Annotated in this window: 12 protein-coding genes; 10 read left to right on the top strand and 2 right to left on the bottom strand. The window is 52.9% G+C overall.

Annotated elements, in window-relative coordinates:
• Nucleotides 1–60: 60 nt before the first annotated feature.
• A complete protein-coding gene (locus tag AQ981_RS05080; RefSeq protein WP_058910662.1) occupies nt 61–582 on the bottom strand; it encodes a fimbrial protein in 522 nt (173 codons plus the stop codon).
• Nucleotides 583–1,332: 750 nt separating this feature from the next.
• Nucleotides 1,333–2,178 carry a winged helix-turn-helix domain-containing protein gene (locus AQ981_RS05085; RefSeq protein WP_058910663.1) on the bottom strand — a complete coding sequence of 282 codons (846 nt, stop codon included), beginning with the start codon at nt 2,176–2,178 and terminating at the stop codon, nt 1,333–1,335.
• Nucleotides 2,179–2,685: 507 nt separating this feature from the next.
• Here AQ981_RS05085 and AQ981_RS05090 point away from each other — a divergent pair.
• The 10 genes from AQ981_RS05090 to AQ981_RS05135 all read left to right on the top strand — a co-directional run bounded on the left by AQ981_RS05090 (nt 2,686) and on the right by AQ981_RS05135 (nt 13,675).
• Entirely contained in the window at nt 2,686–3,219 is a 534-nt protein-coding gene (locus AQ981_RS05090) for a fimbrial protein (RefSeq protein WP_071608814.1), read from the top strand.
• A 100-nt stretch (nt 3,220–3,319) separates the two neighbouring features.
• Complete coding sequence (locus AQ981_RS05095; RefSeq protein ID WP_161969155.1) at nt 3,320–5,785, top strand: fimbria/pilus outer membrane usher protein; 2,466 nt, start codon at nt 3,320–3,322, stop codon at nt 5,783–5,785.
• A gap of 2 nt (nt 5,786–5,787) precedes the next feature.
• Entirely contained in the window at nt 5,788–6,546 is a 759-nt protein-coding gene (locus AQ981_RS05100; RefSeq protein ID WP_058910666.1) for a fimbrial biogenesis chaperone, read from the top strand.
• A 3-nt stretch (nt 6,547–6,549) separates the two neighbouring features.
• On the top strand, nt 6,550–7,113 hold the full coding sequence (locus AQ981_RS05105; RefSeq protein ID WP_058910667.1) for a fimbrial protein: 564 nt from the start codon (nt 6,550–6,552) through the stop codon (nt 7,111–7,113).
• 8 nt (nt 7,114–7,121) lie between these two features.
• Nucleotides 7,122–8,078: a fimbrial protein gene (locus tag AQ981_RS05110; RefSeq protein WP_058910668.1), complete on the top strand. Its 957-nt coding sequence runs from the start codon at nt 7,122–7,124 to the stop codon at nt 8,076–8,078.
• A gap of 44 nt (nt 8,079–8,122) precedes the next feature.
• Entirely contained in the window at nt 8,123–8,797 is a 675-nt protein-coding gene (locus tag AQ981_RS05115) for an EAL domain-containing protein (protein WP_058910669.1), read from the top strand.
• Nucleotides 8,798–9,017: 220 nt separating this feature from the next.
• A complete protein-coding gene (locus AQ981_RS05120) occupies nt 9,018–9,434 on the top strand; it encodes a hypothetical protein (protein WP_058910670.1) in 417 nt (138 codons plus the stop codon).
• A 247-nt stretch (nt 9,435–9,681) separates the two neighbouring features.
• Nucleotides 9,682–10,842, top strand: coding sequence for an alpha/beta fold hydrolase (locus AQ981_RS05125; RefSeq protein ID WP_058910671.1), 1,161 nt, complete (start codon nt 9,682–9,684; stop codon nt 10,840–10,842).
• Nucleotides 10,843–11,203: 361 nt separating this feature from the next.
• Nucleotides 11,204–12,391 carry an ROK family transcriptional regulator gene (locus AQ981_RS05130; RefSeq protein ID WP_249226266.1) on the top strand — a complete coding sequence of 396 codons (1,188 nt, stop codon included), beginning with the start codon at nt 11,204–11,206 and terminating at the stop codon, nt 12,389–12,391.
• A gap of 15 nt (nt 12,392–12,406) precedes the next feature.
• On the top strand, nt 12,407–13,675 hold the full coding sequence (locus AQ981_RS05135; RefSeq protein WP_058910672.1) for a hypothetical protein: 1,269 nt from the start codon (nt 12,407–12,409) through the stop codon (nt 13,673–13,675).
• The last annotated feature ends 2 nt before the right edge of the window (nt 13,676–13,677 follow it).

Genomic DNA, 13,677 nt, shown 5'->3' on the forward strand with positions numbered 1-13,677 from the left:
TCGGATATCACACCAGATTAACGCGGGGGTATTCCCCCGCGTGCCCAACATCACTTTCGATTACTGATAATCGATGGTGAAGTTGATGGTAGACTGGAAGGAACCAGCCGCTAAAGTACCGCCATCAGCTTTCAGGAAAGCAACGAACGGGATAGCATTGCTACCATCAACCAGAGTTACAGCAGTAGTCGGAGTACCCCAGGTTACAGTCTGGCTGGCGCTGTCTTTCAGGCCGATACCGGCACCAGAAGCAGAACCAGAGGTGAAGGCAGCCAGAGTGGCGTCATTCGGGTTTACGCTGGTCGGGCTATAAGAAACGATGGCGCTGGTAGCCACAGTCGTATCGCAGTACTGCAGTTCGATGTTCTTGGCTTCAGTCGCCTGATTGCCATTCTGCAGATAAGAAACAGGTACCTGACCGAAGTCAACCTGCACCGGGCTGGAAGAAGGTGCCAGACCACATGCGGTATTTACCAACTCACCAGAAAATTCGATCTGTCCAGTAGTCACGTCCGCCAGAACAGACATAGAGCCCAGAGCGGCAGTAATTGCCACAGCCATAGCAACTTTATTCAGTTTCATAAAAAATTCCTGCGTTATAAACTTATATCCTAAAGAGTAAAGAGCCCTAGAGCCGGCGAGAACTAACGCGCAACGACAACAAGCCCTCTGTTTTATAGCAACGAAATCCCTGTTAATAATTAAAGCATCACTGACAAAACTTTAATTTTCAGCCGGTCCTTCGAGCGCCAAAAAATGCTAACAAATACTTTTTTTTGTTAAAAGCACTACCGACTCAGGGGAATCAAAAAACTTTTTAACCTCGCGATTTTTATTTTGCTGGTAGGTTATCTTGCGGTATGTTGCGATATTTCCTAAAAACAAATTACGCAGAGTTATTACCAGGGGGATAATTCGGGGAGCATTATGTAAATTAAATGTAAAACCAGGAAATAGATATCAGGAATAATCTCAATGGATAGGAAAGTTCGCAGTAATGTTAAATACATAGTCCGGGTTTATACAACAACTATTTAAATCCCGGATAATTCAAGTGGTTACCTGGGGAACAGCAAGATGAAAAGCCTGCCGTCTGCCGACTCATTTATTATGTCGCGAGACGCATTGATACCAGCGCACAACCTGGCTCATCACGTATTACCGCGTTAGTCGCAGGAAGTTCAGAATCCCCTCAGAATTTTATACTGATAAAACCGCCCGCCACCGGCAACAGGAAGCATAATCAAATGTATCGCGCAGCCCTTACAACCGCTCGGCGATCGTCTGAACCACGCAATCTGCGATTATTGTACCAGGTATCGCGGGGCAGAGTCAGGACAAGGGTTTTCTACGTGATGATGTGGCCACCATGGTATTCACATTATGGCAATTGACATATCCGGCAGCGCTTTTTTGTCGGCAGACAGAAAACATATAGCGGCTTTCGAACTGGCTATCCGACATGCGAAAGAAAATATCATACTCCTTCCTGGCACAGGCGATTTCCTGCCGGACAATGAACTTCTTCACTTGATCAACAACGTGCGCGATCCTTTCATCGTCTACCGGGACCATGGGGATGATATTACATTGCTCTATTTTAAACAGCGGTTGCGGCGCGGTATGAAGCCGGGTTTGTCTGGCCGTTGAATACCCCAGATAGCCAACCAGCCCGATAAACACCATCATTAATGTCAGATACATCAACCGGCGGCGGCCAGGCTCTCCGGAAACATTCGGTGGCGCGGCGCATTCAGCCGGCGCGGCAGCGCGACACTCGTTATCGATATCTGGCGCCGCGGCGGTTTTTTCACTTCTCCCGTCAGGCTCAATATTTTCATCTTCCAGGCGGCTCACTGGCGCCTCAAAACGAAAGCCGATTTTAGGTAAGGTGACAACAATCTTCTTTGACAATCCCAGCGCCACAAACGATTTGCGTAGCTGGCTAATTGTATTATTGAGATTACCGTCGGAAGAACGATAGCCATAATCCTCCCAAACCTTGTCGAGTAAATACTCCCGGGACAAATCTTTGCCGCTGTTCTTTACTAACTCCATCAGCAAGCGACTTGCCGAGCGGGAAAGATAGATAGGGTCGCGGCCGGGCTCTTCTACATACAGACAGGATTCAGATACAGAAAAATAAATCGTATTATCGATGATATAAATAACTGACATATATAAAGAAATACCCCAGAGAGCCACAAAAGCCCTGAATAAAAGAGAAAAGGAGATGTAATGTCTTGATGTCGATAAATTATATCCTTCACAACACCTGCGGAGAAGATGTGTTTGTTAAACAAACCCTATACATGACGACGTAATAATAAAAAAAGCATTTTATCTAAAACCTTCCAGCAAATAATTCTAAAACCAGTACTTTGCCAAACGATTACAAAAAATTAAATTCTAATAAAACATCACAATCCAACATTTAAAATAATTTTTCACCTACAAAAAAGATTTCTGTACTGTTAGTTTGCATTTTATCAGAATTAGCCACCTCAAAGGAGTGACAAACAGCCAAAGGCCCGACATAAACGGCTGTTAGTAGCTAAAGGAATTATAAAACAATCACTTGTTGTATCCCAACATTTTATCCCGGAGATAAAAGCGTAACTGCAGGACTCACAAGTGTGAATCAATATCATTACTATCTGAATGTTATATCAAGAGTTAAATAAAATGCGAAACACTACTATCAAATTAATGTCTCTGGCATTTGTTATGACCACCTCCCCGATGGCAATGGCTGATGTCAACGGCGGTTCCGGAAAAATTCATTTTACCGGTACAGTCATTGATGCACCTTGTTCTATCGCGCCGGAAAGCATTGAACAGACCATTGAGTTAGGCTCTGTTGCCATCAATTCACTGAAAACCGCCGGAGATCACTCTCGTCCGGCAACGGGTGAAATCAAGCTCGTTGACTGTACGCTGGATATTGATGAAGACACCGCTTATTCGAAAGTTGGCGTCACGTTCTCCGGTACCACTGGCAGCGTCACAAATCTGCTGGTGAATGATTCCAGCGCCCAGGGCGTCGGCGTACGTCTGCTGGATAAAGAAGGCGAGACAATCGCGCTGAATACCCCTATCGAATATCCGCTGGGCAATGGCGCCACTATTACCTATCAGGCTTATATCGAAGCGACCGGTGAAACCGTTACGGCTGGCGATGTTCGCTCAGATGCCACATTTAAACTGACGTACAAGTAACCACTCCGGTAAATAAAGCCTCACGGAGTTAACTTTCTGCGTGGGGCTTTCACTGCCAGCTTATTAGCATATGACTATATTAAAAAAAACCTTCTCAATCATGAAGAGATATTCTTTTGTTATTCTCCCGGCGCTACTCAATTTAAATGCGAGCGGACCAGCTCACGCCATTGAGTTTGCCACCGGTATTCTGAACATGGATGACAAAGATAATATCAACCTCAGGAAATTCGAGCAGGCAGGATATATTTCACCAGGAAATTACCGAATGGCGGTATTGCTGAACAAACAGTTCATCAAAGATGAGGTGGATATCCTTTTTATCACATCACAACATGACAATCGCGTACAGCCATGCCTGTCCCGTGAACTGGTGGATATGCTGGGAATAAAAGAGGAAGTATTAAAAACGATTCCCGTTTATCACGGCTGCCTGTTGATTGATGACGTCGACACGATTTCCACCGCCACGCGTATGGCGCGCAGCGAATTAATGATAACCATTCCTCAGGCGCTATTACGCTATCACGATCCGGACTGGGTCCCCCCGGCGCGCTGGGACGAAGGGATCGCCGGGTTATTACTGGACTATGATATTGCCGCCAGTAATGCACACTATCGCCACGGCGCCAGTAACCGGGATATTTCCAGTTACGGCACCGCGGGCGTCAATGTCGGCGCCTGGCGGGTGCGGGGTAACTACCAGTATGCGCAGAACAGAAGCGCGGGAACCACCACACAGCGTTTCGACTGGACGCAACGCTATGCGTTTCGCGCCATTCCCGAACTGGGAGCCAAACTCCAGGCGGGTCAGATTTACCTGAACTCCAGCATTTTCGATGCCTTTCGCTTTAACGGTCTCTCCCTGAGCAGCGATGAGCGCATGCTGGCGCCATCGCTGCGCGGCTACGCGCCGCAGGTATCGGGCATCGCCAGAACCAATGCCCGGGTACGCATCACCCAGAATGGACGAACGCTGTATGAAACCAGTGTGCCTCCCGGCCCCTTTGTCATTAGCGACCTGAACCAGGCCGTTCAGGGGCTGCTGGATGTCAGTGTGGAAGAGGAAGATGGTAGTACGCATACCTTTCAGGTCAGCACCGCCAGCATCCCGTTTCTGACCCGCCAGGGTTTCACCCGTTTCAAACTGTTTGCCGGCAAACCGACCTATGGCATGAGCAACCATACCCGGGGGCCGGAATTTTTCAGCGGCGAAGTTTCCCGGGGAGTCTTCAATAACACCTCGCTGTACGGTGGCCTGATCACCGCCGGGCAGCAGTATCAGGCTGCCACGCTCGGGCTTGGCCAGGATATGCACACTTTTGGCGCCCTGTCGGCTGATGTCACGCGTTCCCGGGCCCGGCGTGAAAACGAAAGCGCCTCATCCGGCCACAGTTATCGTTTTAACTATGCCAAACAGTTCGCCGCTACTGGTAGCCAACTCTCTTTCGCCGGCTATCGATTTTCCGATCGCCAGTATATTTCCCTGAATGACTATCTCGACAATTCCCGGCGACCGGAGCGAAGCTGGCGCGAGCGGGAGACCTGGACCCTGATGGGCAACCAACCGATCCCGGTGCTGGATGTGTACACCTATTTATCGTACACCCACCGCAGTTACTGGTACGGGCAACATTCCAGCAGCATGACGCTCTCCGCTAACCGCAACTTCTCACTGCTGGACTGGCGCAACATCACCGGTTCGCTGTCCATATCGCGCAGCCGTTACCAGAACAGCAGTGACAATCAGGTCTACCTGGGTATCAGTATTCCGGTAGGCCCTGGCCAACAGGTCAGCTATGACGGCCAGTACGGCTCCGACGGCCACTCCCATACGGCTTCTTATTTTAACGCCGCCGGGCGCGATCGCAACTGGCGTATTTCCGCCGGCGGTAGCGAAAGCGATCTCAGTTCCGGCAATGCTCTGGTGCGCGGCAACTATCGCCAGCGCACGCAGTGGGGCACGTTTTCGGCCAGCGCCAGCCAAAAAAATAATAGCTATCGCGCCGCCAACATAGACTGGACCGGCTCGCTGACCATTACCCGGCAGGGGGCCGCCCTGAGCGAAAACCTCAATGGCGAGACCCCGCGCATCATGATCTCCGCGGACGGTGAAAAGGATGTCGGTTTCAACAATGGCGGCACGCGAACCAACCGCTTTGGTATCGCGGTGATCCCTGGCGGCAGTAGCTACGAAAATAGCGCCTGGTCGGTGGATGTTCGCCATCTGCCGGAGGACGTGGAAGCCCGACGCTCGGTTTTCCAGAGCACCCTCACCGAAGGCGCCATCGGTTACCAGCACCTGGCGCTCAACAAAGGGCACCAGGCCATGGCCGCCATCACCCTGCCCGATGGATCGGCCCCCGGCTTCGGATCCGCGGTTGTGGATAACGAAACCGGTAAAGAACTGGGGATTGTCGGCAACGACGGTCAGGTATACCTGACCGGCATTCGGGCCAACGCGACGGCCCATATCGAACTGGAAAACGGCGCTACCTGTACGGTCCGGATACCGGATTTCGCGCAAGGCGCCTTCCCGACCCTGCTGCTTCCCTGTGAAAAATAACCATGACGAGTCAATTTGCGATGAAAAATCTCTCTTCCCTGTATTCTCTGCTGCTCAGTGTCGTTCTGCTGACGTCCACCAGCTCCCTGGAAGCGGCAATCAACCCCGACCGGACCCGGCTCATCTATAACGCCGACGATAAGTCGACGGCCATCACCCTGACCAATGAGAGCCCGGATCTGCCTTATCTCGCCCAGTCGTGGATTGAAAATCCCCAGGGAGAGAACGCCTCCGATCTGTTGATTGCCCTGCCTCCTCTGCAGCGTATTGAAGCCGGAGAGAAAAGCCAGGTACGAATCGTTAAAGGCCAGCGCAGCGCCAGCCTGCCTGGCGATCGGGAAAGCCTGTTTTATTTCAATGTCCGGGAAGTGCCGCCGAAAAGTAGCAAAAAGAACGTGATGCAGGTGGCGATTCAAAGCCGTCTGAAACTGTTCTATCGCCCGGCCAACCTGCGCCGCGACGGTCAAAATCGGGAAGAAGAACAGATGGTCGTGACCCGAATGCCGGGCAAAGTACAACTGGCTAATCCCACGCCCTGGTTTATCACGCTGCTGGCTATCAAAAACGCTGACGGCAAAACGGTCAAGAACATTGATGGTGAAATGATCGCGCCCTTTTCCGACCTCACGACCACCCTGGAAAACGTTGCGCTCGGGGATCGCTTCTCTGTTTCATTTATCAACGATTTCGGCGGCGTGGTCAGTATGCGCTACCTGTGCCAGGGCAATACCTGCCGGTTTGACAACAACAAACGAGGCTAAACGATGGGGTCACGTATCGCAGGCAGCATACTGTTTTTGATGTTCCCGTCCTTCGCTGGCGCGGATGCGTTAACGGAAAGTCAGGGAACACGCGCAAAGCTCCATTTTCAGGGAACGCTGTATGAGTCCCCCTGCACACTGGTCTTTGAGTCCGGCGAACAGATCGTGGCGTTAGGAAAGACAGATTCCCGGTATAGCGTTCTGGAAGTTCCGGATAGCCTGGTGATCCACCTGAGTAACTGCGCGCGGCGTGAAATCCCCCGGCCAGAGAATACCAGTATGCCCCCTCTCCTGCGGGAAGGGGATTCCCTGGTATCCATCACTTTCAGCGGCGACAGTTTACCGCAAGCGCCGGGGCTGTTTACCGTCTGGCCACGCAACAGCGGGCTGGGACTGAAGATTATCGAGCCGCCTCAGGCTTCCCCCCTCGCCGCTATCCGGGCGCCCGCGCAGGAGCAGGATGGGAGCTGGCTGCGCTATGACATTCAGGTCGTTCATCCCGGGGACAGTACCGGATACCGCGGGCCCATCGAAAGCATGGTGACGTTTAATCTTAAATACTATTGAGCAAAATAATGGTGAAAAAGCTATTTGTTATTTTTATGGCCCTGATGTTCTGTGCTGCGCTGACACCCGCACAGGCACTGGAATGTCATCAGGGATCCGCCACCGGCACCACCAGTGAAAAGGTCAATATCGGCAACGTAAAAATTCCGCGCGATGTACCAGACGGCACCATTGTCTGGCGCTCGGAGGTGCAGACCAATACATTCGTTTGCTGGTCCACCACCACCAAATATGAAGAGTATGTCTATATCTACACCTACCCACGGGTGGATACCAGCGCCGTCATGCCGCCCGGCATCAAATTCGGCATTATTTACAACGGCATCGATTTAGGGACTGAAAGCACAAAAACCCAGACCGATCTATTTTTTGAAAAAAAAGAAAGCACGAAAAATAAAAAGCAGATGACCATGAGCTATCAGGTTTATATTCAGAAAACCGGTCCGCTCAATAATGAAATCGTTTTTAATACTGACGAAGTTGCGGTCTTTCAGCTTGATGGCGCCAACGATATCAACAATAAAGAAGGTAAAAACTACCGTTATACCCTGACGGGCCTTTCTAATCTGATGGCCCTGGCGTGCAGCGCCAGTATCCCGGAAGTTACGGAGGTCGACTTCGGCGAGCTAAAACCCTGGGATAGCGTCGGTCAGGAGCTGGTACGTCGGGATTTCTCAATTCCGGTATCACGCAATTGCGACGCGCCATTTGCCCTTGACGCCATCTTCACCCCTACCGGAAACCTGCAGGGCAGCAACGGCGCAGATTTGGGTAACGGAGCCGTATTAAAACTTTACGATTCCGGGTTCAATGAATTCATCGATTTCAATAAAAAACGCGATTTCGCCGATCTCACCGTGGACCGGAATGTCACCAGAAAATTCCAGGCCGTACTCTTTTCTAACGGCCAGGCGACGCCCGGGGCTTTCGAAACCGACATCATTTTTATTGTCAATTACAAATAACCATCCGGTCCTGGTAACAGGACCCCGCATGAAGAGTATCTATTATGTCAGACCATATCATTGGCTCACGCTTTCAGCCCATTGTGCTGTTGGCTACGCAGAATATCGTCGGCCATGAAATATTGACCCAACTGAATTCCACTACCCGGCTTGAATACTGGTTTATTCAGCTAACGCCCCAGATGGCCTGCGACTATTTTATTACCCAAAGCAGGCTCGAAAGAACAGTGGAATCCGCGGAGTCGCTGCGGCTGATTAATTTGCCCGTTGCCGTACTGACCCATTACGCCTTAGTACAAAAAATTATTCACCATGCCAACCACTTCCGCACCGGCATTGAGCTACAAGATCCGGACGAACTGGCGCGACTCACCGCGGATGAAATGTGCCAGCTACGCACAAACCTGAGCAATCTGAAACAGGCGGGCTTTACCCTCTGGCTCGACGATTTCAAACCGCAATATCTGTCGACGTTAACCGCGCTGAACCACACCTTTGACGGCGTGAAAATTGACCGAAGTATTCTGCATGAATGTCGCGATCGCTTACCCACGCTACGCCACACAGTGCAAGAAGCAAAACCTATTGCTGCAATTGTTTTACTGGAAGGTATTGAAACCCGCCGGGATGTTAAACTGGCGCAGGCTTCCGGCGCCCTGCTGGGGCAAGGGTTCTACTGGCCGGAAAAACAGGTCGCTTTCCCCCGGCGCCTGCAATGACGCAAAAATAATGGCGCTCCGGTCGCAAAAACGCACGGCAACAGCAGGCATACGTCATCAGCCAGGATAATGTCAACTATGATCGACACAGTGCCTTCGCCAGAATGTCTGGTGGGGAATTTTTCCCTTTATATATTGGCTAACTATGGCATCTAAAACATTAAAGTGGGCCCTCTGTGCAGGAGCCGTACTGTTATTATTCCCAACAATTGCTTTCCTGATGCCGGCCCCGCATCTGGACGGGCAGTGTCACGCAACTTACACCATCGAAAAACAATTCGATGACACCGCCACAGCCACAATCACCAGTGAAATCGTGGTCTCTTTCCAGCCGACGGGCCATGCGTTTGTCACGATAAAGGGATTAATGGTTCAGGGGAAAACAGTATACCGGGTCTGGCGCGACCTCTCGCTGTCGTACCATAAAACCGCTGGAGGATATTACGAATTTAAGCGTCTGAATATGGTTAACCACCCTTCGGATACCATTTCTGAACGGTTATTTAACCAGTATTTTCTTAACTTCTCCGATCAAAATGAGGGTCAGTTCGCCATTACCGAATACCCCCATTACTACATGATATCCAGCCTGTTCGAGCCGGTACTGGTCTGCGCGAAAGGTATACCGGGACAGTAAAATTCTGCCGAATGCGCGGGTCAGCGATGTATCTTTGCGCATATCGCTGACGCTGACGCAGCGCCGTCATGGGTTGTACTTTCGCGCCGCGATTAACGCTTTGTTGAAACCCGCAGACTGATAATCAGCACCATCACTTTCGCGTTGATCCACCTGCGCTGGCGGTTTTTATCTGCAGCGCGCTGGCAGGCTGGCGAAACGCGACTAAGGTAATTCACATCTACGGGTAAATAAGGTAGTCGATCACATGACGTTTCCTCTCCATACTCTTTTCCGCCTGGCGATACCGCTACTGGCGCTGTTTGCTCTGGTGCCGGCCTTTGCCGACACCGCCCACCACAGCCTGAGCGATCGGGTCAGTAAAACGCCCCTCGACGTGCAGAACGGCCTGCAGGAGGCCGCAGAGCAGTATCGCATTCAGTATCCTTCCACCAGCGGCGTGGACGGTAAAACCGCCCGCCAGGACAGCGCGGCAGTGTTTATCCCCAAAGGAACGCCCCCGCAGGGCGGCTGGCCGGTCGTCGTCTGGACCCACGGTACTATCGGGGTAGCCAACGGCTGTGCGCCATCCCTCAATCCGCGCACCGCGCGCGATAGCCAGTATCTGAACACCTGGCTGTCGCTGGGATTCGCGGTGGTGGCGCCGGACTACGCCGGATTAGGCTCTGACGGGCTGCACCACTACCTCCACGCCCGGGCGGAAGCCTGGAGCGTACTGGATGGCATACGCGCGGCGCTGGCCAACTTCCCGCTGCGCAACCAACTGGTGCTGGTGGGGCAGTCTCAGGGCGCCCATGCCGCTTTTTCCAGCGCCGGCTACCAGCCTGACTACGCGCCGGAGTTGCATATTCAGGCTGTGGTGCTGACCGGCACGCCGTGGTTCGCTCCCGATATGTCCGCCGCCCAGTTGTTCGCGTCCACCAACGGTGCCGGTACCAACGCCGGCGATCCTAAAATCCCCTATGTCTTTTATATCTGGCTTTCCGCCGCCGACAGGAATCCGCAGTTGAAAGCCGCGGACTACTTCCAGAGCGGCGCGCTGGAAGCTCTCGGGAAGGCGCAGTCACTGTGTATCACGCCGCTGACCGAAACCGTAATGCAGCAGCGTCTGAATGCTGAAAATAGCCTCAAGCCCGCAATCCAGACGCTGCTGGAGGATCAGACCGCCGCGCTGCGCTACCCGACGCTGAAAGTACAACCGCCGGTGTTTATCGGTATTGGCGGCGCAGATATCAATGTGCCAACCGCAATGCAGCAGCGTTTCGCGGCGGCAGTCAAAGAAGCGGGCACTGCGGTGGAAATTCATAATTATCCGGGGCTCGACCACAGCGGGACCGTTAACCCCTCGCTGCGCGATTCGGTCCCGTTTGTACTGAAGCAGTTTGCCGCTCAGCAACCGGCGCCGTAACGTCCCCCCGGCCTCCCGCCGCGGCGGGAGGCCGCCTCTTTGCCCCGCCGCCGCCCTCTAAAAGTGACCGCCATCACCCTATTGGTATAGAAAGCAAACAAAATAACCTTTCCCTCTTTACAGAAATTGTAAAACGCGCAATAACTGTACACAGACGCTCTGTTACCCATCCCCTTTTCAGGGAAAGGCTCACCGCAACAGAGTGTAACAACTCACTGTTTTCCTGAAATTATATCGCTTTTATTTGCGTAATTTCGCTATGGCACAATAAATTAACTCACTGAATGACAAGATCTTTAACCCGTATTCAGAGATGTAATTTAACCAATTAGTTTAGAATCAAAACAAAAGGAATACGATTTTGACACCGTCCGTACCCAACACCTTACGTCAAATGAACGCCACGCTGGTGCTGAACATCATCCGCCAGCACGGCGCCCTTTCCCGGGCGCAAATATCAAGAATTAGCGGCATCACCAAAGCCACAGTTTCTGAAATCATCAACGATCTACTGGCCGAGAAAATTATTTATGAAAGCGGCGTCAGCCCTCAGGCCGGGCAGGGACGTAAGGGCATCCTGATCAATTTCGACCCCAATTTTCGTCTGGGCATCGGCATCGATTTAGGCGGTACCAAAATCGCCTGGTCGCTGTTCAACCTCGACGCTGACATTCTGTTCGAGCACCGCGAAGCCACTTTTCAGACCACAGACCGCAACGTCTTTCTCGACCGGCTGGCGGACAGCATTGCGTCCTTTATTGAAAATAGCGGCGCCGATCGCAGCAAAATCATGGTGATCGGAGTCGCCACACCGGGGATTATCGACATCCATAACGGCATCGTCCTTGAAGGCTCTCCCAACCTGCCTGGCTGGGAAGACCTCCCGCTGGCCGAAGAATTAACGCGCCGTACCGGGCTACCGGTAGTACTGGAAAACGATATCCGGGCGGCGCTGGTGGGGGAAATGTGGTGCGGCAAGTGCCGCCATGCGCAAAGCGCCGCGCTAATCGGTATCGGCACCGGCCTGGGCTCAGCGCTGCTGATGGACGGCAAGATCATCCGCGGCGCCAACAATGCCGCCGGCGAGATCGGCTATATGCTGTTCAACCGCGAGCACCTCTACCAGAACTGGCGCAATAAAGGGTGCTTTGAAAGCTACTGTTCCGGTTCCGGGCTGAGCGAGCGGATGATGGCGTTAACCCAGCGCCAGATGTCGGCGGAAGCGATTTTTACCGCCGCCGCCAACCATGACAGCCTGGCCATGTCGCTGATTGAAGAGATGGCCGACTATCTGACCATCGGCATCATCAACCTGGTCGCGGTCGCCAACCTGCAGAAAGTGGTACTCACCGGCGGCATCACCCACGCCGCATCGACATTTTTACCCCGCGTCCAGGCGAATCTGGACCGGCAACTGTTCACCAACACCAGAGTCACCGTTGAACTGTCGACATTAAGGGAAAAAGGTTCGCTGTACGGTATCGCCTTACTGGCGCTGACCACCATGTATCCCTCCATCCAGTTTATGTCTGACATTCAAATCAAATAACACGAGGGGAAACTTATGGCCGGAATCCATCTTCACCCACATGATATCCTCGACGAAGGGATGGACAACATCCTCGCGCGAATTGCTGCAATGCACGATGTTGACCATCTTTTCGTAGAAATTAACACTATTTTTGAACGTAACCCCTACCCGACGGGAATATTGCCCCACAACCCGCGGCATGAATCCGTCATGGGAACCGGCACGCTGCATATCCACACGCAGCCCGGCGATACCCGCCTGGCCCAGCGCCCCGATCCGGGCATTGAACAGGGCGCGGACCCGCTGATGCGCGTCAAAGAGGCGACGCACAGCAGCCGCTTTCGGGTCGTCCCGTGGGCCAACATTCTTAACGGCGATTTCACCGGCGAGGTGGAAAACAATCAGGTTATCGATTTCAAAGGCCGCCCCGTCGAACACTGGCTGTGCCCCAATGGACCGGATGTCGCGGACTTCTGGCAGCACACCTTTGCCGCCCTGAAACAGCGCTACGGCTATGACACATTTCTGATCGATCGCATCCGCTTTCCGGACTGGGCGGGAAAAACGGTCAATCCGGCAGGGCTGTTCAGCTGTTTTTGTCCCCACTGCTCCGCGGCCATGCGTCAGCAGGGCCTGGCGCCGGAGGCGGTCAAACAGCGCCTGCATGCGCTGGCCGACGCCCTCAACGGCGGGGATTTTGACACCCCGGTGGACGCGCTGCTTAACGAGCCGCTACTCCAGCAGTGGCAGGTATTTCGCCAGCGCAGCGTCTCTCGCCTGGTAGCGAAGATTCGCGCGTCGGCAGGACAGGTGGGCGGTATCACCCTGTGGCTGGACCTCTGGCCGCCGGCCTACAGCTGGCTGCTGGGCCAGGATTACCACGAGTTAACCCGCCACGCCGCCACGCTGAAACATTTCCCTTATCACAAGCTTGGCGGCGGCGCCGATGTCCAGGGGTTAATCAACCATTTCGCCCACGATGCAGCCCAACAGGAACGCGCCTTTGCGGCGTTTAAACGTCTGTTCAGGCTGCCTTATGAGCTGAGTTATCAGGATTTTAAGGCCAGGGGATTTCCCATCGACTTTGTCGCCTGGCAGAACAACCAGGTCCGCCAGCAATCCCAGCCCGGAACCTTCATCTACAGCGGCATTCAGATGTGGAACCTGCCCGCCGACCAACTTATTGAAGCCGTCGACGCCGCCCGGCAAAGCGCCTGCGACGATCTGCTGTATTACTGCTACGGATGGGCCGATCAGGCTCTGTTTGATGCAATTAGCGCCCACAACGCAAAAGGAAACTAACC

The sequence above is a fragment of the Entomohabitans teleogrylli genome, from assembly GCF_001484765.1.
Lineage (GTDB): Bacteria > Pseudomonadota > Gammaproteobacteria > Enterobacterales > Enterobacteriaceae > Entomohabitans > Entomohabitans teleogrylli.

Bases quoted from the DNA above. Each gene is read 5' to 3' on its own strand.
- AQ981_RS05110 (WP_058910668.1), top strand. From the start codon at position 7,122: ATGGTGAAAAAGCTATTTGTTATTTTTATGGCCCTGATGTTCTGTGCT.
- AQ981_RS05125 (WP_058910671.1), top strand. From the start codon at position 9,682: ATGACGTTTCCTCTCCATACTCTTTTCCGCCTGGCGATACCGCTACTG.
- AQ981_RS05135 (WP_058910672.1), top strand. From the start codon at position 12,407: ATGGCCGGAATCCATCTTCACCCACATGATATCCTCGACGAAGGGATG.
- AQ981_RS05120 (WP_058910670.1), top strand. From the start codon at position 9,018: ATGCCGGCCCCGCATCTGGACGGGCAGTGTCACGCAACTTACACCATC.
- AQ981_RS05090 (WP_071608814.1), top strand. From the start codon at position 2,686: ATGCGAAACACTACTATCAAATTAATGTCTCTGGCATTTGTTATGACC.
- AQ981_RS05105 (WP_058910667.1), top strand. From the start codon at position 6,550: ATGGGGTCACGTATCGCAGGCAGCATACTGTTTTTGATGTTCCCGTCC.
- AQ981_RS05100 (WP_058910666.1), top strand. From the start codon at position 5,788: ATGACGAGTCAATTTGCGATGAAAAATCTCTCTTCCCTGTATTCTCTG.
- AQ981_RS05115 (WP_058910669.1), top strand. From the start codon at position 8,123: ATGTCAGACCATATCATTGGCTCACGCTTTCAGCCCATTGTGCTGTTG.
- AQ981_RS05085 (WP_058910663.1), bottom strand. From the start codon at position 2,178: ATGTCAGTTATTTATATCATCGATAATACGATTTATTTTTCTGTATCT.
- AQ981_RS05080 (WP_058910662.1), bottom strand. From the start codon at position 582: ATGAAACTGAATAAAGTTGCTATGGCTGTGGCAATTACTGCCGCTCTG.
- AQ981_RS05095 (WP_161969155.1), top strand. From the start codon at position 3,320: ATGAAGAGATATTCTTTTGTTATTCTCCCGGCGCTACTCAATTTAAAT.